Annotated in this window: 21 protein-coding genes; 9 read left to right on the forward strand and 12 right to left on the reverse strand. The window is 73.2% G+C overall.

Annotated elements, in window-relative coordinates; all coding sequences use genetic code 11:
• Window positions 1-15 precede the first annotated feature (15 nt).
• Window positions 16-705 carry a spermine/spermidine synthase domain-containing protein gene (locus tag ACZ8ZB_RS22975; protein ID WP_470739535.1) on the reverse strand — a complete coding sequence of 230 codons (690 nt, stop codon included), beginning with the start codon at window positions 703-705 and terminating at the stop codon, window positions 16-18.
• A 151-nt stretch (window positions 706-856) separates the two neighbouring features.
• Between ACZ8ZB_RS22975 and lon the strand changes: the two genes are divergently transcribed.
• Complete coding sequence (gene lon / locus ACZ8ZB_RS22980) at window positions 857-3,271, forward strand: endopeptidase La (RefSeq protein WP_470739536.1); 2,415 nt, start codon at window positions 857-859, stop codon at window positions 3,269-3,271.
• A gap of 73 nt (window positions 3,272-3,344) precedes the next feature.
• Here lon and ACZ8ZB_RS22985 read toward each other — a convergent pair whose 3' ends face one another.
• Window positions 3,345-4,169, reverse strand: coding sequence for a lysozyme (locus ACZ8ZB_RS22985; RefSeq protein ID WP_470739537.1), 825 nt, complete (start codon window positions 4,167-4,169; stop codon window positions 3,345-3,347).
• Window positions 4,170-4,405: 236 nt separating this feature from the next.
• Between ACZ8ZB_RS22985 and ACZ8ZB_RS22990 the strand changes: the two genes are divergently transcribed.
• Window positions 4,406-4,900: a MarR family winged helix-turn-helix transcriptional regulator gene (locus ACZ8ZB_RS22990; protein WP_470739538.1), complete on the forward strand. Its 495-nt coding sequence runs from the start codon at window positions 4,406-4,408 to the stop codon at window positions 4,898-4,900.
• Window positions 4,901-4,911: 11 nt separating this feature from the next.
• Here ACZ8ZB_RS22990 and ACZ8ZB_RS22995 read toward each other — a convergent pair whose 3' ends face one another.
• Window positions 4,912-5,712 (reverse strand): protein phosphatase 2C domain-containing protein, encoded by an 801-nt coding sequence (locus ACZ8ZB_RS22995; RefSeq protein ID WP_470739539.1) that lies wholly within the window; start codon window positions 5,710-5,712, stop codon window positions 4,912-4,914.
• 407 nt (window positions 5,713-6,119) lie between these two features.
• Here ACZ8ZB_RS22995 and ACZ8ZB_RS23000 point away from each other — a divergent pair, with 407 nt between their 5' ends.
• From ACZ8ZB_RS23000 to ACZ8ZB_RS23020, 5 genes are read left to right on the forward strand one after another with little or no spacing between them, the layout of a single operon-like run.
• On the forward strand, window positions 6,120-9,428 hold the full coding sequence (locus ACZ8ZB_RS23000; RefSeq protein ID WP_470739540.1) for a sensor histidine kinase: 3,309 nt from the start codon (window positions 6,120-6,122) through the stop codon (window positions 9,426-9,428).
• The gene (locus ACZ8ZB_RS23005) at window positions 9,425-9,928 is read left to right on the forward strand and encodes a roadblock/LC7 domain-containing protein (protein WP_470739541.1); all 504 of its coding nucleotides are present in this window, start codon (window positions 9,425-9,427) and stop codon (window positions 9,926-9,928) included. Before ACZ8ZB_RS23000 ends, ACZ8ZB_RS23005 begins: the two co-directional genes overlap by 4 nt.
• Complete coding sequence (locus ACZ8ZB_RS23010; protein WP_470739542.1) at window positions 9,925-10,344, forward strand: DUF742 domain-containing protein; 420 nt, start codon at window positions 9,925-9,927, stop codon at window positions 10,342-10,344. Before ACZ8ZB_RS23005 ends, ACZ8ZB_RS23010 begins: the two co-directional genes overlap by 4 nt.
• Window positions 10,325-10,963 carry a GTP-binding protein gene (locus ACZ8ZB_RS23015; protein WP_470739543.1) on the forward strand — a complete coding sequence of 213 codons (639 nt, stop codon included), beginning with the start codon at window positions 10,325-10,327 and terminating at the stop codon, window positions 10,961-10,963. The genes ACZ8ZB_RS23010 and ACZ8ZB_RS23015 overlap by 20 nt, the downstream gene beginning before the upstream one ends.
• 59 nt (window positions 10,964-11,022) lie before the next feature.
• Entirely contained in the window at window positions 11,023-12,285 is a 1,263-nt protein-coding gene (locus ACZ8ZB_RS23020) for a styrene monooxygenase/indole monooxygenase family protein (RefSeq protein WP_470739544.1), read from the forward strand.
• Here ACZ8ZB_RS23020 and ACZ8ZB_RS23025 read toward each other — a convergent pair.
• The 4 genes from ACZ8ZB_RS23025 to ACZ8ZB_RS23040 form a co-directional block, all read right to left on the reverse strand.
• The gene (locus tag ACZ8ZB_RS23025; protein WP_470739545.1) at window positions 12,249-13,412 is read right to left on the reverse strand and encodes a C40 family peptidase; all 1,164 of its coding nucleotides are present in this window, start codon (window positions 13,410-13,412) and stop codon (window positions 12,249-12,251) included. The two genes, ACZ8ZB_RS23020 and ACZ8ZB_RS23025, sit on opposite strands and share 37 nt — an antisense overlap.
• A gap of 103 nt (window positions 13,413-13,515) precedes the next feature.
• Window positions 13,516-13,827: a hypothetical protein gene (locus tag ACZ8ZB_RS23030; protein ID WP_470739546.1), complete on the reverse strand. Its 312-nt coding sequence runs from the start codon at window positions 13,825-13,827 to the stop codon at window positions 13,516-13,518.
• A 28-nt stretch (window positions 13,828-13,855) separates the two neighbouring features.
• Window positions 13,856-14,509: a TetR/AcrR family transcriptional regulator gene (locus ACZ8ZB_RS23035; protein WP_470739547.1), complete on the reverse strand. Its 654-nt coding sequence runs from the start codon at window positions 14,507-14,509 to the stop codon at window positions 13,856-13,858.
• A gap of 34 nt (window positions 14,510-14,543) precedes the next feature.
• Window positions 14,544-15,482, reverse strand: coding sequence for an AurF N-oxygenase family protein (locus ACZ8ZB_RS23040; protein WP_470739548.1), 939 nt, complete (start codon window positions 15,480-15,482; stop codon window positions 14,544-14,546).
• Between the two features lie 224 nt (window positions 15,483-15,706).
• On the opposite strand from ACZ8ZB_RS23040, the gene ACZ8ZB_RS23045 reads away from it, so the two are divergent.
• Window positions 15,707-16,306, forward strand: coding sequence for a Uma2 family endonuclease (locus ACZ8ZB_RS23045; protein WP_470739549.1), 600 nt, complete (start codon window positions 15,707-15,709; stop codon window positions 16,304-16,306).
• On the opposite strand, the gene ACZ8ZB_RS23050 is transcribed toward ACZ8ZB_RS23045, so the two are convergent.
• From ACZ8ZB_RS23050 to ACZ8ZB_RS23070, 5 genes are all read right to left on the reverse strand, one after another.
• The gene (locus ACZ8ZB_RS23050) at window positions 16,303-16,806 is read right to left on the reverse strand and encodes a DUF3291 domain-containing protein (protein ID WP_470739550.1); all 504 of its coding nucleotides are present in this window, start codon (window positions 16,804-16,806) and stop codon (window positions 16,303-16,305) included. The genes ACZ8ZB_RS23045 and ACZ8ZB_RS23050 overlap by 4 nt on opposite strands.
• 45 nt (window positions 16,807-16,851) lie before the next feature.
• Window positions 16,852-18,330, reverse strand: coding sequence for a penicillin-binding transpeptidase domain-containing protein (locus ACZ8ZB_RS23055; protein WP_470739551.1), 1,479 nt, complete (start codon window positions 18,328-18,330; stop codon window positions 16,852-16,854).
• A 46-nt stretch (window positions 18,331-18,376) separates the two neighbouring features.
• Window positions 18,377-19,738, reverse strand: a complete 1,362-nt coding sequence (locus ACZ8ZB_RS23060; protein WP_470739552.1) for an FtsW/RodA/SpoVE family cell cycle protein — start codon at window positions 19,736-19,738, stop codon at window positions 18,377-18,379.
• Window positions 19,739-19,781: 43 nt separating this feature from the next.
• Window positions 19,782-20,813 carry an SH3 domain-containing protein gene (locus ACZ8ZB_RS23065; RefSeq protein ID WP_470739553.1) on the reverse strand — a complete coding sequence of 344 codons (1,032 nt, stop codon included), beginning with the start codon at window positions 20,811-20,813 and terminating at the stop codon, window positions 19,782-19,784.
• Between the two features lie 117 nt (window positions 20,814-20,930).
• Window positions 20,931-21,437 (reverse strand): protein-tyrosine phosphatase family protein, encoded by a 507-nt coding sequence (locus ACZ8ZB_RS23070; RefSeq protein ID WP_470739554.1) that lies wholly within the window; start codon window positions 21,435-21,437, stop codon window positions 20,931-20,933.
• 100 nt (window positions 21,438-21,537) lie between these two features.
• Between ACZ8ZB_RS23070 and ACZ8ZB_RS23075 the strand changes: the two genes are divergently transcribed.
• Window positions 21,538-22,341 (forward strand): nuclease-related domain-containing protein, encoded by an 804-nt coding sequence (locus tag ACZ8ZB_RS23075; protein WP_470739555.1) that lies wholly within the window; start codon window positions 21,538-21,540, stop codon window positions 22,339-22,341.
• Window positions 22,342-22,375: the final 34 nt, after the last annotated feature.

The raw sequence follows: 22,375 nt of genomic DNA on the forward strand, positions 1-22,375 counted from the left end.
GTCACCGCGGCTTTGCTATCCAGGGCGGACGCCGAGGTGCACGACGTCCGGAACGCCCCGGGCAACGGGGATCTCTTCGGTACGCACCTGCTGGAACCCGGCATTCCGCAAGGTTCCCTCGAATTCCGGGGACGGCTTCGCCGACCACACGGCGAGTACCCCGCCCGGCCTCAACACCCTTGCGCAGGAGGCCAGTCCGGCCGCCGAATAGAGCCCGTCGTTGTCCTCGGTGACGGTCCAGTCGGGCCCGTTGTCGATGTCGAGGCAGAGCGCGTCGAACGTGTCCGACGTCTCATTGACGTAACGGACGAGATCCGTCTCGACGATCTCCGTGCGCGGGTCGGCGAGGGCCCGGGCGGTGAGTCCGGCCAGCGGCCCCGCGCGGTGCCACTCGATGATCGCCGGTTCGCGCTCCACCACGGCGATCCGTCCCCAGCGGGGTTGCCCGGCGGCGTGTGCGAGTGAGAAGCCGACCCCGAGACCGCCGATCAGGACGTGCGGGTCCACCGCGCGCGCGTCGAGGGCGGCCAGGGCGGCGTCGACGAGCCGCCGCTCCGAACGGCCGTCGGAGGTGTCCATCAGGAAGCAGCCGTTGGCGATGATCTGCAGCAGGTCGCCGTGCCTGCGCAGCACGACCTCGCCGTACGGGCCCTCGCGGCGGTCCAGGACTTCGGGTGGTTCGGGAATGTCGTACCGGGGGGACATGCGTTCATCCTGGCAGCTTCGTTTTCACGGCGGTCAAGGGCTTCGGAGCCCCGGGGCGATGATCGCTCAGAGCGAACGCACCGGTGGGAACATTCGGCGGCTCACGAGCATTGAGTCGATGTAACTCAACTTGACTGCCGAAGGGGAGATCATGGCTGCTGAGTCCGCATCGCTCGCCCTGCCCGTGCTGCCGCTCGACGACGAGGTCGTGCTGCCCGGGATGGTGGTTCCGCTGGACCTGAGCGATTCCGAGGTGCGCGCCGCGGTGGAGGCCGCCCAGGCCGCCGCCGGGACGGAGTCGGGAAAGCCCAGGGTGCTGCTGGTGCCACGCGTCGACGGGACCTACGCCGGCACCGGTGTGCTGGGCACGGTCGAGCAGGTCGGCAGGCTGGCCGACGGCGATCCCGGTGCCCTGATCCGCGGCCGGGCACGCGTGCGGATCGGCGCCGGGACCACCGGTCCGGGCGCGGCGCTGTGGGTGGAGGGCGCCCGCATCGACGAGAGCGTGCCCGAGCCGCTGCCGGGCCACGTGACCGAGCTGGTCAAGGAGTACAAGGCGCTCGCCACCGCCTGGCTGCGCAAGCGCGGCGCCTGGCAGGTCGTCGACCGCGTCCAGGCCATCGACGACGTCTCCGCGCTCGCCGACAACTCCGGCTACTCGCCGTTCCTGACCACCGAGCAGAAGGTCGCCCTGCTGGAGACCACCGACCCGGTGGCCCGGCTGAAGCTCGCCACCCAGCAGCTGCGCGACCACCTCGCCGAGCAGGACGTCGCCGAGACCATCGCCAAGGACGTCCAGGAGGGCGTCGACAAGCAGCAGCGCGAGTTCCTGCTGCGCCGCCAGCTGGAGGCCGTCCGCAAGGAGCTGCGCGAGCTCAACGGGGAGCAGGAGGGCGAGGAGTCCGACGACTACCGGGCCCGTGTCGAGGCCGCCGACCTGCCGGAGAAGGTCCGCGAGGCCGCGCTCAAGGAGGTCGGCAAGCTGGAGCGGTCCTCCGACCAGTCGCCCGAGGGCTCCTGGATCCGCACCTGGCTCGACACGGTGCTGGAGATGCCGTGGAACGAGCGCACCGAGGACGCCTACGACATCCGGGGCGCCCGGGCGGTCCTGGACGCCGAGCACGCGGGCCTGGCGGACGTGAAGGAGCGGATCACCGAGTACCTGGCGGTGCGCAAGCGGCGCAGCGACCGGGGCCTGGGCGTCGTCGGCGGACGGCGCGGCGGCGCCGTGCTCGCCCTCGTCGGCCCGCCCGGTGTCGGCAAGACCAGCCTCGGCGAGTCCGTCGCCCACGCGATGGGCCGGAAGTTCGTCCGCGTCGCCCTCGGCGGCGTCCGCGACGAGGCCGAGATCCGCGGCCACCGCCGTACGTACGTCGGCGCGCTGCCCGGCCGGATCGTGCGGGCGATCAAGGAGGCCGGGTCGATGAACCCGGTCGTGCTCCTCGACGAGATCGACAAGGTGGGGTCGGACTTCCGGGGCGACCCGGCCGCCGCGCTGCTCGAGGTCCTCGACCCGGCGCAGAACCACACCTTCCGGGACCACTACCTGGAGGTCGAGCTCGACCTGTCCGACGTCGTGTTCCTGGCGACGGCCAACGTCCTGGAAGCCATCCCGGAGGCCCTGCGCGACCGGATGGAGCTGGTCCGCCTCGACGGCTACACCGAGGACGAGAAGATCGTCATCGCCCGCGACCACCTGCTCCCGCGCCAGCTGGAGCGCGCCGGACTGGACGGGGACGAGGTCACGATCGACGAGGGCGCGCTGCGCAAGCTGGCCGGCGAGTACACGCGCGAGGCCGGCGTGCGCACCCTGGAGCGGTCCATCGCGCGGCTGCTGCGCAAGGTGGCGGCCCGGAACGAACTGGGGGAGCGGGAACTTCCGTTCACCGTCACGGACGCCGACCTGCGCGACCTGATCGGCCGGCCGCACCACGTGCCCGAGTCCGCCCAGGACCCGGCCGAGCGCCGCACCGCCGTCCCCGGTGTCGCCACCGGGCTCGCGGTGACCGGCGCCGGCGGGGACGTCCTCTACGTGGAGGCGTCCCTGGCCGACCCGGAGACGGGCGCGGCGGGGCTGACCCTGACCGGCCAGCTGGGCGACGTGATGAAGGAGTCCGCGCAGATCGCGCTGAGCTTCCTGCGCAGCCACGGCGCCGAGCTGGAGCTGCCGGTGGGCGACCTGAAGGACCGGGGCGTGCACATCCACTTCCCGGCGGGCGCGGTGCCCAAGGACGGCCCGAGCGCGGGCATCACCATGACCACCGCCCTGGCCTCGCTGCTCTCCGGCCGGCTGGTCCGCACGGACGTGGCGATGACCGGTGAGGTGTCGCTGACCGGACGGGTGCTGCCGATCGGCGGGGTGAAGCAGAAGCTGCTCGCCGCGCACCGCGCGGGGATCACCACCGTGATCATCCCCAAGCGCAACGAGCCCGACCTGGACGACGTCCCGGCGGAGGTGCTGGACAAGCTCGACGTCCATGCCGTCACCGACGTCCGCCAGGTCCTGGAACTGGCGCTGTCGCCCGCGACGAACGGCGCGGCGCCGGAGGTTCCGGTCGCCGCGTGACGGAGGTGATCGGACGAGGGGAGGCCCGGGTTTTCGTGAGGGAGGCCCGGGCCTCCACCTCGCTCGGGGCCGGTCAGCCGAGCGCGAAGGCCCGTACCCGGTCCAGGGTGCCGTTGAAGAGGTCGTGGTCCCCGACGGTGGGCCCGGTCGAGGTGTACTGCCACATCGTGTACGCGTCCCAGCCGGCGGGCAGTTCGCCCACGGTGGAGGCGTACCGGGCGATCCACAGCGGGGTGGTGGCGGCGAAGCCGGCGTAGTTGCCGGTGCACTGCTTCCACCAGCTGGTGGCCGTGTAGAGGACGGCGTCGCGGCCGGTGCGGTAGCGGTACTGGTCCAGGAAGTCGCGGATCCAGCTCACCATCGCGCTCGGCGACTTGCCGTAGCAGGCGTCGCCGTACGGGTTCCACTCGATGTCGAGCACGCCCGGCAGGGTCCGTCCGTCCGCGGACCAGCCGCCGCCGCGGTCGACGAAGTAGTCGGCCTGGGCGGCGCCGCTCGCCGTGTCGGGCGTGCCGAAGTGGTAGGCGCCGCGGATCATGCCGACGTCGTGGGAGCCGTCGTACTGCTGGGGGTGGTACGGGTTGGTGTAGTACGTCCCCTCCGTGGCCTTGACGTAGGCCCAGCGGACGCCGCTGTTCCACAGGGTCGTCCAGGCGACGTTCCCCTGGTGGCTGGAGACGTCCACGCCCTCCGTCCGGGTGGTGCGGACGGAGGGGAGACCGCCGCGGCCGTCGTGGGCGAGCACGCCCATGCCCATGTGGGCGGAGCCGCGCGGGGGGACGCCGGGAGCGGATTCGGCCGCGACGGCCGGGCGGGGGAGGGAGAGCACCGCGAGCAGGACCGCACCGGCGGTCGCGAGCGCTCGTACACGGGGAAGGGCGGATCTGTGCACAGGCATGACGCATCTCCGAAAGGTCGGTGTGGGGGGGGGGCGAACCCGGAGGGTGACCCACGTCGCATGTAGTGGGCATGCCACGCAATCGCCTGGTGAGGAAACTGCGCACGTGGACCGCGGCGGGGCGGGGCGTCCGCGCGCTGCCATTGGTCCACGCCTGCGAAATACTGGTGGAGCTGCGGCGACGTCGCCACTTGGCGGAAGACTTTCAGAACCGGAAAACCGAAGCAGGGGCGGACGTGCACGAAGACGGACAGGGCGGCGAAGAGCGCGCCGCCTCCCCGGAGCCCGCGCAGGGCGTGGACCAGCCCGGATTCCTCGCGCTGGAACGCGAGTTGACGGTGCTGCTGCGGCGTGCCCGGGCCAGCCAGGGGGAGATGGCCCGCGCGGTCCACCCCGACCTGGAACCGTCCGCGTACGGGCTGCTGGTCCGTCTGGATGAGTGCGGCCGGCAGCGGGCCACCGAGCTCGCCGCCTACATCGGCGTCGGCAAGGCGACGATGTCGCGTCAGCTGCGCGCGCTGGAGGAGCTCGGCCTCGTCGCCCGCGAGCCGGACCCCGCCGACGGCCGCGCCTGGCTGATCGCCCTCACGCAGGAGGGCCACGCACGGGTCCGCAGGGTCCGCGAGGCCCGCCGCGCCCGCTACGCCGGACGGCTCGCCGACTGGGACCCCGCCGAGGTCGCGGAACTCGCCCGGCTGCTGGGCCAGCTGAACCGGAGCGCGGAGAAGTGACCCCGTACGGGCTACCGCTCACGGGGTGACAGCTCGGCGTACACCACCGTCGCGTCGTCGTGCGTCTTGCCGCGGTGCGGCGGCACCCGGTCCGCCTCCGCCCGTTCCAGGGTCCGCACGCGGTCCACCAGGGACCGGGCGCCCTCCTCGCGGACCAGGGCGAGGCAGTCCGCCCAGTCGCCCGCGCGGAACCGCTCCACCCAGCGCGCCGCGCCGTCCGTCAGGGCGGCCAGGGCGCGCACCCCGCCGCGCGGCAGCGAACCGGTGACCGCGCAGGAGGCCACGGAGGGATCCGCCGCCGCGGTGAAGAAGCCGCCCTCCTTGTTGCGCAGCGTGGTGTCCACCAGGGTGTGACTGGCCAGGGCCGAACGGGGCAGCCGGTCCAGCCGGTCGTCCAGGAACGGGGTGACCGTGCCGTCGGTGGACTCGACGAGCAGGGCCGAGTCGGACAGCACCAGGTAGTCCACCGAGGCCGGTGACCAGCGGGCCACCGCCACCGTTGCCTGCGGCGTACGAGGGTGAGAAAGGTCACAGGTTGCCGCGTGGCCGGCGGCGGTACGCGCGAGGGCCCGGGACAGCAGTTCGGCCAGGGGCACATCCGGGAGGGAAACGGTCAGTTCGGTCAGCGCCCCGCCCAGCCGCGCGGTGAACCAGGGGACGGAATGCAGACAACCGCCGCCGTCCCCGGGTGGCGTGACCCCGTCCAGCACCACGAGCGAACCGCCCTGCCCGGAGGCCGGAAGCCCGACGCTCGCGAAGTCCTCGTTGGGGCGGCCGGGATCACCGGGCTCCGAAACAAGCTCCGTACGCATCCCGCCAGTCTGCACGAGCCCTCCACACGGCTCGCGAAAGGTACCCGCAGGTCGCGGGATCCGTGCAGCCGTGCAGGTCAGACGCCTGATTTGGGAGGGAATGAAGTGCTCCGGGAAGGCGTGGCGGCGAATACTGCCACCGCCCGCCGCAGACGTCCAACCGGCCTGCCGCGCGGGGCCGCCGCGGGGGGCGACGGAACTTGCCCACCAACTCACCTCCGGGGTTCACTCCTTCGAGTGGCGGGTCAGGTGATGCGCATCCACTGTCCACGGTCACTGGGAGGGTCGGGGAGCGATGGGGGCGCCTCGCTGTCCGAGCGCGGTCAAGAGCTCGGGGTGAACGCCCGCACCCGTTGACGGAGCGTCACCCGGACCCACGGGTACACGAGTCAGGAATGCGAGCACCGGTGCAGAAGTCGCGGCCTCGTCGCACAGGCAAGCAGACGGCCCCCACGGGGGAAGCGGAGCGGACGGCCGGCGTAGGCAGGGGCCGCCCCACCCATGTACGCAACCGGCTCATCGTGGCCGTGGCCGTGGTGGCCGCCGCGATCGCCGCGGCCGGGGCGCCCTCCGTGCTCGCCGCCTCCGGGGAGCTCAAGGACTCGCAGGACCTGGTGACGCTCGCCGAGCGGACCCAGGACGCCCTCACCCTGGCGCACTCCCTCGCCGACGAGCGCGACGAGGTCGTCCCCTACATCGCGGCCGGCCGCCCCAAGTCCGAGGCGCCCTCCGAGGAGCACAGCGCCCGCGTCGACCGGCAGGTCGAGGAACTGCGCGCCGACACCGACATGCCGCGGGAGCTGCGCGACGGCCTCGACGCCGTCGCCACCGTGCGCAGAGCGGCGCTCACGGGCAAGAGCAGCGCTCTCGAAGCGCACCAGGCGTACTCCACCGCCATCACGCGGCTGCACCGGCTCGCCGGACAGCTGGCCGAGCGGACCCCGCCCCGCGCCGGCTCGGGCGCCCACGCGCTCACCGAGCTGGACTCCGCCGTCCAGCAGGCCGCCGCCACCCGCGGACTGCTGCTCGCCGCGCTGAAAGTGCCGCGCACCACCCAGACCGTGATCGACCCGATCACCGGCCTGCCGTCCACCACCGCCGTCTCCTCGGACGCCGACACCGGGCGGCGCGACGCGCTGACCGCCGCCGCGCTCCAGGCCCGGCTGCGCTCCGACGCCGCCCTCGCCGACTTCCGCGAGTCCGCGCCCAAGGCCGCCCGAGCCTCCTACGACTCCACGGTCACCGGTCCCGAGGTCGAGACCGCCGAGCAGTACCTGGCCCGCCTCACCGACGAGCCCACCCTCTCCGACGACGACCTCGACACCAGCGTTGAGAAGCTGCAGGCCGCGCTCACCGCGCGGGTCGAGACGATGCGCGGGGTGGAGTCCGCCCTCTTCGACAAGCGGACCAAGGACCTCGCCCGGCTGCGCGACGACGACGTCACCGCGCTGGAGATCCGGATCGCCGCCCTCGGCGCCCTGATGCTGCTCGCGGTCGGCATCGCCACCGCGATGGCCCGCACCCTGACGCGCCCGCTGTCGGTGCTGCGCCGGGGCTCCGCCCGCCTCGCCGAGGCGGAGGACCCCGCAGCCCAGGAGCCGGTCGCCTTCACCGGCCGCAACGACGAGTTCGCCCAGGTCGTCCGCTCCGTCAACGCCCTGCACGCGCGCACCGTCGCCCTCGCCGAGCGGGTCGCCACGCTGGAGGCCGACCGCAAGCACCTCGTGGGCCAGCGGCAGAAGATGGCCGACGCCCGCGAGGAACTGCGCACCGAGCTCGCCGAGTCCGCCGCCCATCTGGAGCGGCTGCGCGCCGGCATCGGCGGTACGTTCGTCAGCCTGGCCCTGCGCACCCTCGGACTCGTCGAGCGTCAGCTCGGCGTCATCGAGGGGCTGGAGAAGCGGGAGGACGACCCGGAGCGGCTGGCCACCCTCTTCAAGCTCGACCACTTCGCCACGGTCATGCGCCGGCACAGCGAGAACCTCCTCGTCCTCGCCGGCACCGAGCAGGGCCGGCAGACGGCGGGCCCGGTCCCGCTGGTGGACGTCGTACGGGCCGCGGTCAGCGAGATCGAGCGGTACGAGCGGGTCCGTATCGCCGCGCTGCCGCCGCACGCGCACATCGCCGGGTTCGCCGCGGACGACCTGTCCCACCTGCTGGCCGAGCTCATGGAGAACGCCACCTCGTTCTCCCCGCCCGACCTGCCCGTCGAGGTCTCCGGCTGGCTGCTGGAGAACGGCGAGGTCATGCTCTCCGTCCAGGACGAGGGCATCGGCATGACCGGGGAGCGGCTGGAGCGGCTCAACTCCCGGCTGTCCGACTTCGACCCGGAGGCCACGTACGACGCGGAGGCCGAGGACGGTCTCGGTCTCGGCCTGTACGTCGTGGCCCGGCTCGCCCACCGGCACGGGGTGCGGGTCCGGCTGCGCGAGCAGAAGCAGGGCGGCATCGCCGCGGTCGTCGTCCTCCCCACCCCCCTCCTGGCGTCCGCCGCCCCCGGCGCGGTCCCCGCCTCCGTCGCCGGTGGCACCCCCGTGCGCTCCCTCCCGGGCGCCGACGCCGAGGCCAACTCCAACGTCCTCCACGGCCGTACGAAGTCGGACGATCCGCTGGTCGCCCCGGCGGAGAAGGCGGTGCCCCGCCAGGACCCGCCCGGTGGGGAGGCCCCGGGCGAACCGACGGGGACGCCGGCGGCGGCCGACGCGGACGAGGACGCGTCCTCGCAGGCCCCTGCGGAGGAACCGGCGGAAAGCTCCGCCGGGCGGTCCGAGGAGGCCCGCGCCGAGGACGCCGACGAGCGGGCGCAGAGCGGCGCCGGCCGGCCGGCGGAGCCGCAGGCCCCTGCCGGGGCCGCGCGGGACTCCGCGCAGGACTCCGCGCGGGAGCGCGCGGGGCACGAGGACGCGGAGGGCGCCGACACGCCGCCGGAGCGGCCCGCCGAGGTCACGATGGAGCTGCTGATCCCGGTGCAGCCGGAGGCGGCCGACGAGCCGGCGCCCTCGGCGGAGGCGGCCGACGAGCCGGAGCCCTTGCCGGAAGCCGCCCGGGACCACGGGACCGACGCCGACCACACCGAACGCACGGCCGTTCCCGGCGCCCGGGGAGCCGAGACCGCCGCCGTCACCGAGGCAGGTACGGAAGCGGCGGCCGACGCCGGGGCCGGCGGCCGGCCGGAGGGCGAGAACGTCCGCCCGGGGCCGGGGCACACGGGCGGGGACGACGCCTCGTCCCAATCCGCGGACGCCGCTCCGCAGCCGTTCGGCGCGGAGGCGGACGACGCCGTCCGCCCGGGCGCCGGTCACGCGGCCGGAGACGGGGAAGCCCCTTCCGGCGCCGCGAGCCGGCCGGCCGGCGAGCACACGGAGGACGCCGCGGCCGGAGCCGGAACCGCCGCGGAGCACGCGCGCGTCGCCGACGGGGACGGCGACGGGGACGGGGACGGCGACGGGGACGAGGGACCGGTCACGGCCAAGGGGCTGCCCAAGCGCACGCCGAGGATCACCGCGCCCACCGCGGCCCCGCGGCCGCGCACCGGCTCCGTGGACGCCGAGGCCCTGCGCCGCCGGCTCGGCGGTTTCCGCCAGGGGGCGGACGCCGGGCGCCGGGACGTCGAGGCGGAACTCGCCGAACGGACCGGTGGTCACCGGACGCCGTCCGATCCGGCCGCCACATCCGAAGAGAGCACGGGGGGCACCGTCGAGGAGGCAAGCAGTTGACCGCGCCCAGTACTGTCGGACTGAGCAGTGAGGCCCGCAACCTGCACTGGCTGTTGAGCAACCTCGTCGAGGAGGTGCCCGGCATCCTCTCCGTCGCGGTGGTCTCCTCCGACGGCCTGCTCCTGCTGTCGTCCGACGACTCACGCAACCACGAAGCCCGCGGCGCGCGGAGCGCGAGGCGCACCGGCCCCCGCGGCTCCGCCGCCGACCTGGCCACCGTCGTCTCCGGCATCGGCAGCCTCACCGTCGGCGCCTCGAAGCTGATGGACTTCGGTCCGGTCAAGCACACGATGGTGGCGATGGACGAGGGCAGCCTGTTCGTGATGTCCATCAGCGACGGCTCCCTGCTCGGCGTGCACGGCTCCGCGGACTGCGACATGAGCGTGGTGGCGTACCACATGGCCCTGTTCGTCGGCCGCGCCGGCCACGTCCTGACCCCGGAACTCCGCAGCGAGCTGCGCCAGTCCCTGGAGAACGAGTCGACCGGGAGCCGCCGATGAGCAGGCCCAGGAAACAGCTCCCGGTCCGCGGCGGCGACCGCAAACCCGCCCGGGTCCGCCCCTACTCGCTCACCGGCGGCCGCACCCGCTTCGGCCACGTCCTGCTCGTCGAGACGTTCGTCGGCGCCACCGTCGCGCTCGAAGCCGCCGGGGAGCGCAAGGAGCTGACGAAAGGCGACCTGACCTCCCGCGTGATGCCGGAGATGCGGGCCATCGTCGAACTGTGCCGCCGTATGCGCACGGTGGCCGAGATCGCCGCGCTGCTGAGGATGCCGCTCGGCGTGGTCCGGGTCCTCCTGAGCGACCTCGCGGACCAGGGAAAGATCCGTGTCTACGGAACGGGAACCGGCCACGGCACGGGCCGCCCGGACCGCGCGCTGCTGGAAAGGGTGCTGAGTGGACTCCGTCGTCTCTGACGCCGCTCCCGGCGTCTCCCCGCTCGTCGAGGACGACGAGCCGCTGCTGCCCTGGCAGACGGACCGCACCCGCGCGCCCGTCGCCACGAAGATAGTGGTGGCGGGCGGGTTCGCCGTCGGGAAGACCACGCTGGTCGCCTCCGTCTCGGAGATCACGCCCCTGCAGACCGAGGCGCTGATGACCGAGGCGAGCGCGGAGACCGACGACCTCACCGCCACGCCGGGCAAGCTGACCACCACCGTGGCCATGGACTTCGGCCGCATCACGCTCGACGACGACCTGGTGCTCTACCTGTTCGGCACACCGGGCCAGGAGCGGTTCTGGTTCATGTGGGACGACCTGGTGCGCGGCGCGATCGGCGCCGTCGTCATGGCCGACACCCGCCGTCTGAAGGACTGCTGGCCGGCGCTGGACTACTTCGAGAGCTGCGGACTGCCCTACGTCGTCGCGGTCAACCACTTCGACGGCAGCGAGCGGTTCGAGGCCGAGGACGTGCGGGAGGCGTTGACGATCCCCGCGCACATACCTGTCATGATCATGGACGCGCGCCGCCGGATCTCGGTCATCGAGACCCTCCTGGCCCTCGTCAGCCACGCGCTCGACGAGACCCCCGAGTAACCCCCCCGAGTACCCCCCCGAGTACCCCCCCGAGCAGCCCTCCCAGGAGCGTTTCCCGTATGCGGAAGATACTCGTCGTCGGAGCCGGCCAGTCCGGTCTCCAGCTGGCCCTCGGCCTCCAGTCGCACGGGTACGAGGTCACCCTGATGTCCAACCGGACCGCGGACGAGATCCGCAGCGGACGGGTGATGTCGACGCAGTGCATGTTCCACACCGCCCTGCAGCACGAGCGCGACCTCCGGCTGAACTTCTGGGAGTCCCAGGCCCCGAAGATCGAAGGGCTCGGCGTCTCGGTCGCGGCCCCCGGCTCCTTCGACCCGGGTCCGTCCCGGCGCGCGATCGACTGGCTGGGCCGGCTCGACGGGTTCGCGCAGTCGGTGGACCAGCGGGTGAAGATGGCCGACTGGATGGAGACCTTCGCCCAGCGCGGCGGCCAGCTGGTCATCCACGGCGCGGCGGTCGGCGACCTCGACTACCTCTCCCGCACGTACGACCTCGTGCTCGTCTCGGCCGGCAAGGGCGAGCTGGTGCGGATGTTCGCCCGCGACGCGGAGCGGTCCCCGTACGGCGAGCCGCAGCGCGCCCTCGCGGTGGCCTACGTCCACGGCCTCGGCCCGCGCCCGGAGCACCCGGACACGGAGGCGGTCCGCTGCAACCTGGTCCCCGGGGTCGGCGAGATGTTCGTCATGCCGACGTTCACCACCTCGGGCCGCGCCGACATCCTGTTCTGGGAGGGCGTCCCCGGCGGTCCGCTGGACGCCTTCAAGGACGTCAGGGACCCGGCGGAACACCTCTCCCTGACCCTGGAACTCATGGAGAGGTTCCTCCCCTGGGAGTACGCGCGGGCCACCAAGGTCGAACTGACCGACGCCGGCGGCACCCTCGCCGGCCGCTACGCCCCCACCGTCCGCGACCCGATCGGCCGGCTGCCCTCCGGCGGCCTCGTCCTCGGCGTCGCCGACGCGGTCGTCGCCAACGACCCGATCACCGGCCAGGGCTCCAACTCGGCGTCCAAGTGCGCCGCCTCCTACCTCGCCTCGATCCTGGAGCACGGGGAGAAGGAGTTCGACGAGACCTGGATGCGGGCGACCTTCGACCGCTACTGGGAGACGGCGCGGCACGTCACCAAGTGGACGAACGCCATGCTCGCCCCGCCGCAGGAACACGTCCTGGACCTGATCGGCGCGGCCGGACAGCTCCAGCCGGTCGCCGACCGCTTCGCCAACGGCTTCGACGACCCGGCCGACTTCGAGAACTTCTTCTACGACCCGAGGAAGACCGAGGGCTACCTGATGGAGGTCTCGGGCGCGGCAGGCGCGTGACCGGAGGCGTACCCCTCGTCGGACCCCTCCGCCGCCCCTTCGGGGAGCTCCGGCGGCACGTACCGCCGCAGTGGCTCCCCGGCCGGATCGGGGCGCACGGCGCCCAGCACCGGGTTGGCCGCGATCGGCGAGACCTTGATCCGCGCGCCCGGGCGGGGCGCCTGCACCACCTTGCCGTCGCCGAGGTAGAGGGCGACGTGCGTGGCCTCCGGGAAGTACACGACGAGGTCCCCCGGCCGCAGCTCCGCCAGCGGCACCCGCTCCAGCCGCGCCCACTGCTCCTGGCTGGTCCGGGGGATCGGCGTCCCCGCGGCGGCCCACGCCTCGGAGGTCAGCCCCGAGCAGTCGTACGCGGCGGGCCCCTCCGCGCCCCACTCGTACGGCTTCCCGAGCTGCTCCACGGCGTGGCGCACGGCCCGCTCGCCCGCCGCCGAGGGAGGAGCGCCGCCGCTGCCCAGCGCGCCGGAGGTCACCAGCTCCTCCTGCGCCTCGGCCACCGTGTCCCGCTCCAGCTCGGCCAGCGCGGCGAGCTGCTCGGCGGTGAGCGAGGCGAGCATCTCCTCGACCGCGCGGAGCCGTTCGAGGACCTCGTCCCGCTCCTTCCCGCGCCGCTCGGTGAGGGCGATCCGGGCGTCGAGGGCCTTGCGCGCCCGGCTCGCCAGCGCGCCGGCCGCCTTCTCGTCGCCGGTCAGCCGGCCCACCGCCCGGGCCCGCTCCCGCGCCAGCCGCCCGATCACGTGCCCCTGGTCGAGCGCGCCCCGCGGATCGCGCGCGAGCAGCAGCCGCAGGTAGGGGGAGAGGCCGCTGACGCTCTGGTACTGCTGGCGGGCCAGCCGTCCGGCCGCGCCCCGGCTGTCCTGCAGGGAGTGCCGGGTGCGGGCGAGGGCCCTCTCCAGCCGCCCGGTCTCGGCGCGCTGCCGCTTCAGCCGTTCCTCGGTGGCGTTGTAGGCCTCGGTGGCCTTCTCGGCCTCCCGGTACAGGGTCTGAAGCTCCGTCAGCAGCTCGGCGACGGAACGCTCGCCGGTGTCGCCGTCCGGTTCCGGGGCGGCCGCCGCGGGCACGGGGGCGAGGGCGGCACCGGCCGCCAGCGCCGCCGCGCACACCAGACGCAGAAGCTTTCCTGACACACCATCACCTCCGACGCGGGGCGGCTCGTCCGCTCCGCATCGCGAGCATCGGGCGGGTGTGCGCGGCCCGCTCGCCGAGTGTGCGCGGTTCGGCGCAACCGGGTCACCCGTCGGCGTCGTCCGGCTTGCCCTCCGGCGTGGCGCCCGGAGCGGGCGCGGGCTTCGACCACGGCCACCTCCGGCGGCCGGCCTGCCCCGTGGGGTCGTACAGGTACTTCCAGCCCCGTGTCAGCCCGGTCCGCGTACTCCGCGCCCGGGGCACCCGTCGGTAGACCAGCACCGTGGGCGGGCCGCCGTCCGGGGCCGGGACGGGGATGCGGTACGTCCTGGACGGGTGCCCGGTGATGCCCAGCAGCACGGGCAGGACGCGCCCGTCCATGGGCCCGCCCTCGAACGGGGTGTCTTCGCTCTTCACGCCCCCAGTGTCGGCGATGCGCGGCCCGTCAGAGGTCCGCGGCCAGCGCCCGCACCAGCGCGTCGGTCTGCGCGTCGCGCCGCGCGGTCACCGCCAGCACCGCCACGAACTGCTCCACGAGCCAGTCGCGCAGCTCGCTCGGCGGCGGCTGCTTGTCCTCGTCGAGCCAGATCAGCGAGGCCGCCTCCACGGCGGTGATCCACATCCGGACCGTCATCCGCAGCCGGGGGCCGGGTTCGGCGGCCCCGAGGTGGCTGAGGACGTGCTCGGCGGCGGCCCGCCGCACGCCGTCCACGATGGCGGTGGCACGGGAGGTCGCCACCACGCTCCCGCCCCGGAGCAGCGCGCTGAACCCCGTGTCGTGCTGGTCGACGAAGGCGAGGTAGCGGTCGAGGGCCCGGGACAGCCGGGGCAGCAGCGGACCCTCGTGCGGCTCGTCGAAGCAGTGCCGCAGCTCGTCGGCGGCGGACATCAGGGCCGCCTCGTACAGCTGCTGCTTGCCGCCCGGGAAGTACCGGTACACCAGGGGCCGTGACACGCCGGCCGCCTCCGCCACGTCGTCCAGGGAGATGTCCTCAGGGGCGCGGTGGGCGAAGAGGGACAGCGCGGCCTCGAGCAGCTGGCTGCGGCGTTCCTCGACGCTGAGCCGCCGGTAGGCGGGGGTGGAGGCCTGCGGGGTCATGCCCGCAGGGTAGCCGCCCGCCCCGCGCGCCCGCCTAGGCCAGCAGCCCGGACGACCGCCACAGCTTCCGTCCGACGCCGCGCAGCACGCCGATGTCGTCGAGGAAGTCCGTGAGCCTCTTCGCCCCCTGCTGCATCACGTCCCGGCGGTGGGCGCTCGCCCTGACCTGGGCGACGGCCTCCCGCCTGTCCAGGCCGACGTTCGTGTAGACCTCGGGGTTCACGAAGGCCACGGAGAACACCCGGGCGAACTCCCCGGAGGTGACCCGGGTGAACTCCTGCGACCACCTGGGCGCGGTCACCATCTGGCGCCGCAGCTCCTCACGGGCGTAGCGCACGTGCCGCGCCTCCTCCACGACGTGGATGCGCGTGACGCCCCGGACCAGCGGCTGGACCCGCTCGTCCGGGAAGGTCAGCCGCTGCATCCAGTCCAGGACCTCCTCGCCGAGCAGGGTCGCGGTGAAGGAGCCGGGGGTGGTGGAGACCGTCTTGAAGAGCCGGCCGAGGTTCTGGTGGACGCGGCCCACCGGGTACCAGGGGGTGCCGCCGCGGGTGATCAACCGGGCGAACATCTTGGAGTGCCGGCACTCGTCCTCGATCTCGGTGAGCGCGTAGCGCACGTGCGCGCTCGTGGCGGCCTTGTCGTAGACGTGCCGGACCAGCAGCTGCATCAGGATCAGCTCGAACCAGATGCCCAGCGAGGCGAGCGCCGCCGCCTCGTGCCGGGAGAGCAGGAGGCGCTGCTCCTCGCTCATCCGCCGCCACATCGGCGTGCCGTACAGCGACACCAGCTCCGGCGGCCAGAACCACTTGCCCTCCTCGAAGGGCGCGTCCCAGTCCAGTTCCTCGTCCGGGTCGAAGGAGTGCCTGGCGGACGCGTCGAGCAGCCGCTCGGCCACCTGTTCCCGGTCCTTGAGCAGTCCGAGCGCGTCCCGCAGGCCATCGAGCGCGTCGGCTTCCGACAGGGTCGTCATGGTGGTTCCACCTCGGGGCGTCTCAGGTTACCGGCGGGTCACCCACTTATGAGACTGCCTGTCAGCAAGACCGTCAATCCCTTGGGCGGGACTTGTCGCCGACCGGTCCGCCGGGTGGATGCGTCAACGGCGCGTACTTCCGGATCGCCTCATGGGACGTCGATCCGGCGTTCGCCCTGGGTACGCTGACGATGCCGGTCAGACTGCAGCACATGGGAGCGATCATGAGCGCCGCACGCGACTACGGGCTGGACGACGACTACGAGTGGCCTCGTCCGCCGGTGGGCGGCTGGACGGCTGACGACCTCGACGAGCTTCCCAACCTGCCTCCGCACACGGAGCTGATCGACGGGAGTCTCGTCTTCGTGAGTCCGCAGACCAATTTCCACTCGCGCGTCATCCGCCTGCTGGACAACGCCCTGCTGGCTCACGTGCCGGACGAGCTGGACGTCATCCGCGAGATGACCGTCAAACTCAACGCGCGCAATCGGCCGGAACCCGACATTCTCGTGTTCCGGGCCGACGCCGACGCCGGTCCTGACCAGACCTGGTACCGCCCGGAGGACGTCGTGATCGCTGTCGAGGTCGTCTCCGAGGAGTCGCAGGAACGGGACCGCGAGGTGAAACCGCGGAAGTACGCGGCCGTGGGCATTCCGCACTACTGGCGCGTCGAGCAGAACGACGGACTCCCCGTGGTCTACGTCTACGAGCTGGACCCGATGACCAAGTCGTACGTGCCGATGGGCATCTTCCACGACCGGCTCAAGCTGACCGTCCCGTTCCCCGTCGACATCGACCTCACCGCCGTCGACCGCCGGCGCTAGACCGAGCAGCCCAGACCCTCCGGCACCTCGCCGATCAGGGGCTCCGCGCCGCCCGCCGGGAACGGCGTGCGCAGGGTGAAGGCGTACGGGGTCGGGCCGTGGGCGCGCAGGTGGAGGAGGCGGGACTCGGCCTCCGCGACCGTCGGGCGGTGGCCCGCCGGGACCCACCACAGCGCCACCATCGCCTCCTCGACGCGCTCGAACCACTCCCTGCGCCGGGCCAGCATCTCGCGGTGGCGTCCCTGGTACATGAACGCCGTCAGGGTGTCGGTGTCCCGCCACACCGACATGTTGATGATCAGCCAGGAGTCGCCGAAGACGGCGATGTCCGTCGCGTCGCCCCCCTCGCTCTGCAGGCGCCAGACGAAGCCGTCGGCGGCGTCGGCGTCCGCGTTCACCGGGTCCAGGCCGTCGACGAAGCCCTTCAACCGCGGGGAGTCCAGCGGAGCCTTGAGGCGGGCGATGTTCACCTGGGCGAGTTCGTACGCGGTCTCGGTCATGTACCGAACGTTAGGTAGGGGAGGTGGCGGTCCGGTACCCCCGTCTCACCAAGTGGTCTGCTCAGCCTGCGAGTTGAGTACCGCCTCCATCACCGCCCGCGCGATCGGCGCCGCCGTCCCGCCCCCGCTGATCTCCCGCCGGTTCGCCGCCGCGTCCTCGACCACCACCGCCACCGCCACCTTCGCCTCCATGTCCGCACCGCCCTGCGCCCAGGCGATGAACCAGGCGTACGGCGTACCGGAGTTGCCGAGACCGTGCTGGGCGGTGCCGGTCTTGCCGCCGACGACCGCGCCGGGGATCGCCGCCTTCGTGCCGGTGCCGTCCTCCACCACGCCCCGCATCAGCTCCCGCATCCGCACCGCCGTCGCCGGATGCATGGCCCGCCGCACCGGACGCGAACCCGCCGTCGACACCGTGCCGCCGCCCGCCCGCACGGTCCGCTCCACCAGGTACGGCTCCCGCACCTGCCCGCCGTTCGCCACGGCCGCCGCGACCATGGCCATCTGCAGCGGCGTCGCCCGGGTGTTGTACTGCCCGATCGACGACAGCGCGAGCTGCGCCCGGTCCACCGTGGTGTCGAAGGTGCTGCGCGCCACCCGGAACGGGACGCGCACCTCCGGGTCGTTGAAGCCGAAGTCCTCGGCCGCCGACCTCATCCCCGCCACCCCCGTGGCCACCCCCAGCTTGGCGAACACCGTGTTGCAGGAGCGGACGAACGCCTCCCGCACCGTGGCGTCCTCGCAGCCCTCGGACCCGTTGGTCAGCCGGGTCCTCGTCCCCGGCAGGGTGTACGGGTCGGGGGAGTCGGTCGGCTCGTCCAGGTCCTCCACCACGCCCGCGTCCAGCGCCGCCGCCGCGGTGACCACCTTGAACGTCGAACCCGGCGGATACGTCCGCTGCACCGCCCGGTTCAGCATCGGACGGTCCGGATCGGCGTTCAGCCGCGCCCAGGCGTCCCGCGCCGTCGCGCCGTTCCCGGACAGCAGCTCCGGATCGTACGACGGGACCGACACCAGCGCCAGGATCCGGCCGGTCGCCGGCTCCACCGCCGCCACCGCGCCCTTGCGCGAGCGCAGCCCCTCGTACGCCGCCCGCTGCGCCGCCGGATCGATCGTGGTCACCACGTCGCCGCCCGCGTTGCGGGAGCGCGTGAACTCGTTCCACAGCGGCAGCGGAGCGAGCAGCGGGGCGGCCCCGGACAGCAGCCGGTCCTCCGTGTGCTCCAGCAGCGTCGTCCCGTACTCCTGCGAGGCGAAGCCGGTCACCGGGGCGTACAACGGCCCGTCGTGGTACGTCCGTTCGTAGCGCAGGTGCTCCCCGGTGTCCCGTGAGCCGGTGACCGGCCGCCCGCCGACCAGGATGTCGCCGCGCGGCTGCTGGTAGCGGGCGATGGCGGCCCGGCGATTGGCCGGGTTGCTGTCGTAGGCGTCGGCCCGCAGCACCTGGACGCGGGCGGCGTTCACCAGCAGCGCCACCAGCAGCAGGGCGCAGAACAGCGCGGCGTGCCGGATGTGCCGGGTCACCGGGGCGCACCCCCGCCGCCGCGCCGGACGCGTCGGACGCGCCGGCTCACCGGAGGGCACCCCCGTCGCCCTGCCGCCGCGCGGAGTCGCTCAGCCGGACCAGCAGCGCCACGATCGCCCAGTTGGTCACCACCGACGAGCCGCCCTGCGCCAGGAAGGGCATCGCCATCCCGGTCAGCGGGATCAGCCCGGTCACCCCGCCCGCGATCACGAACACCTGGAGCGCCACGAGCGAGGCGAGGCCCACCGCGAGCAGCCGTCCGAAGGGGTCGCGCAGGACCAGCCCCGCCCGGTAGCCGCGCTCCACCAGCAGCCCGTAGAGCAGGAAGATCGCGGACAGCCCGGCCAGGCCCAGCTCCTCACCGGCCGTCGCCAGGATGAAGTCGGACTTGACCGCGAAGCCGATGAGCACCGAGTGCCCGAGCCCGAGTCCGGTGCCGAGCGTCCCGCCCTCGGCGAAGGCGAACAGGGACTGGGCGATCTGGTTCGGGCCCTCGCCCGCCTCGATGGAGCCGAACGGATGCAGCCAGGTCTCGATCCTGTGGTGCACGTGCGGCTCCAGCCGGCCCACCGCCACCGCCCCCAGCGAGGCCAGCAGCAGCCCCACCGCGATCCAGCCCGTGCGGCCGGTGGCGACGTACAGCAGGACCACGAACAGACCGAAGAACAACAGGGAGGTGCCGAGGTCCCGCTCCAGCACCAGCACGCCCACACTGACCAGCCAGACGGCGACGATCGGACCGAGCACCCGCCCGGTGGGCAGCCGCAGCCACCGGACGCGGCGGCCGGCGTAGGTGAGGGCGCCCCGGTTCGCGGCGAGGTACGCGGCGAAGAAGACCGCCAGCAGCACCTTCGCGAACTCTCCGGGCTGGATGGAGAATCCGGCGACCCGGATCCAGATCCGGGCCCCGTTCACCGCCGGGAAGAAGATCGGGACCGTCAGCAGGACCAGCGCGGTGGTGACGCAGACGTAGCTGTAGTTCTGGAGCACCCGGTGGTCGCGCAGCACCAGCACGACCGCGATGAACAGCGCCACGCCCAGCGTCGACCAGACCAGCTGGGTCGGGGCCGCCGGATCGCCCGGCGTCTCCAGGTCGAGCCGGTAGATCAGCACCAGGCCGAGGCCGTTGAGCAGCACCCCGATGGGGAGCAGCACCGGGTCGGCGTACGGGGCGCGCCAGCGCACCGCCAGATGGGCGAGCAGCGCGAGCACGCCGAGCCCGGCGCCGTAACCGGCGGCGCCGGGCGGGACGGAGCCGTTCCTGGCGAGGCCGACGGCGCAGTAGCCGTACACCGACAGCAGGACGGCCAGGACGATCAGGGCGAGTTCGACGCCGCGGCGCCCGGCGAGGCGGACGGTGGGCGCGGGCGGATCCGCCGTCGCCGGGGTGATGCCGACCTTGCTCATGTCCGGAACTTACACAAAGGGGGCGCTTTGTGTGCTTTGATCATCAGCACCAGCGTGGCGCGGGACCGATGTTGTCGATGTGGGCGGCCGGACCCCACGCCCAGGTGCCGTCCGTGAGGAGGTACCAGAGCGGGTTGCCGTTCACCTTGTCGCCCGGGACCTTGCAGAAGATCGAGACGATGTCGCCCTTGTGGGCGTACCGGATGATCTGCGAACCCCGGTTCGGGGCGCTGCGCAGGGCCAGGGACGGCGCCGTGACGACACCCTTGTACTGGCCCTGGTCGCCGTGGTTGCCGCCGGCCGGGTTGCCGAAGCCGCCGTTTCCGCCCTGCTGGTTTCCGTTGCCACCTTGCTGGTGACCGTTTCCGCCTTGCTGGTTTCCGCCTTGCTGGTTTCCGTTGCCCGGCTGGTAGGCGTTTCCGCCTTGCTGATTGCCGCCACCTTGCTGGTGACCGTTGCCGCCCTGCTGGTTTCCGCCCTGCTGGTTTCCGTTGCCACCTTGCTGGTGACCGTTGCCGCCCTGCTGGTTTCCGCCTTGCTGGTTTCCGTTGCCCGGCTGGTAGGCGTTTCCGCCTTGCTGATTGCCGCCGCCCTGCTGGTTTCCGTTGCCACCTTGCTGGTGACCGTTGCCGCCCTGCTGGTTACCGCCTTGCTGGTCGGCGTTGCCGTTGCCGCCTTGCTGGTTTCCGTTGCCCGGCTGGTAGGCGTTTCCGCCTTGCTGATTGCCGCCACCTTGCTGGTGACCGTTGCCGCCCTGCTGGTTTCCGCCTTGCTGGTTTCCGTTGCCCGGCTGGTAGGCGTTTCCGCCTTGCTGATTGCCGCCGCCCTGCTGGTTTCCGTTGCCGCCTTGCTGGTGGCCGTTTCCGCCCTGCTGGTTTCCGTTGCCCGGCCGGTAGCCGTTGCCACCCTGCTGGTTTCCGTTGCCGTTGCCGCCCTGCTGGCTCCAGTGCGCCTGGCCACCACCCTGGCCCGGGTCGTCGCCGGCGACGGCGGGGGTGACGGCGGTCGCGACCGCGAGGGCCCCGGCGGCGAGAGCTATGGGCAGGCGGCGGGTGAGCGGGGGACGCAGGGACATGACAGTACCTCCACATGCGGGGAAGACGGGTCGAAGGAGACTTATCGCCACACTAGGAGCGCCCCTCCGCGCCCGCCCGCCTTACTGCGCCATCGGGGACGACACCACCCGCCTCGCCTACTCCGTCAGCTCCTCCAGCAGCCGTGCCGTGGTCAGCCCGGCGCGGAGGTAGTCGACGAACAGGTCGTTGTGCAGGGCCCAGGGCGAGCGGCGGGAGCGGATCAGCCGGATCGCCGCCTCGGCGGTCCCGCCCTGCCGCATCAACGCGTGCGCTACCACCAGGCCCGAGCGGTTGTACCCGTGGTAACAGCGCACGAGGACCGTACGGCCGCCGTCCAGTGCCTCGCACGCCGCCTCGGCCAGCCGGATCACGCCCGCGAGCTGCGTCCCGTCCAGCGGCCCGTCGGGGATCGGCCACACCTGGTGCTCGACCCCGGGGTCCGGCCCGTGACCGGGCAGCCGCAGCAGCGTCTGCACGAGATCGAACTGCCGGTTCACCACGGCGGACTCCAGCCGGCCGGAGAGGCTCCGGAACTCGTGTCCGCCCATCCACAGGCCGGGCACGATCTCGTTCCACGGACGGTCCGGAGCCGGTACGTCGGGTTGCTTCCCGCGGGTACGCAACGGCGCCTCCCCACCCTCACCGCCCAACTCCTCTCCAAGGTAACCGGCTCCTTGCCCCTGGAGCACCCCGCCTGTTCCCATGGACGTGGGGTGATGATGCATGGATCGACTGCGCGTCATACCGACCTACCGGCACGGCCGGGAGAGGCTGTACGTCTGCCTCCCGGACGGCAGGAACCTCGCCTGGTACGACCGTGAGACGGCCCGGGTGAACCTGCTCGGCGAGGACTGCGAGGAGGAGGTGCTCGGCGCGCTGGGCCCCTTCCTCACCGGCCCGGTCTCGGTCGGCCCGCCCCCGGTCCCCACCCCCGCCGAGCTGGCCCGGCTGTCCCTGCACCCGGACGACGACCTCGCGCCGAACCGCCCCGGCGAGGCGCTGCTGATCGACCTCGACCGCGACCCCGGCCCGGCCCACCGGCTCCGCCCCGACCCGCGCCGCAGGGCGCTCGCCGCGGAGCGGGCGGTGGGCGAGGCCCTGGACCGCATGGACGGCGCCGGCTGGCGCGCCCTGCACTCGGTCCCGCTCCCCGGCGGCGACCGCATCCACCACCTGCTGATCGGCCCCGGCGGCCTCTACGCCGTCCACGCCCTGTACGCCCGCCGGCAGCGGGTGACGGTCGCCGACCCCGAGGTCGGCCTGGGCCGCCGTGAACCGCGCCCCCTGCTGCGCCGGGTCCGGGCCGACGCCGACCGCGCCTCCTACGCCCTGACGGCCGAGGTCCGCCCGGTGCTCGTCCTGGTCGGGGCGTCGGCCGTGACGGTCCCGGCCCCGCCCCGCGGGGTGCGCGTCCTGACGGACGCCGAGGTGGAGACCCTGGCCCGTACGGGCGGAGTCCTGAAACCTGCCGACGCGGAGGCCCTGCACGCGACGGCCCGGAACCGGAACACCTGGGCCCGGCTGTGACCGCCCGGGGCCCCGGTCCCCGGGCCCTCCGTCG

The organism is Streptomyces sp. 12E (assembly GCF_055633275.1).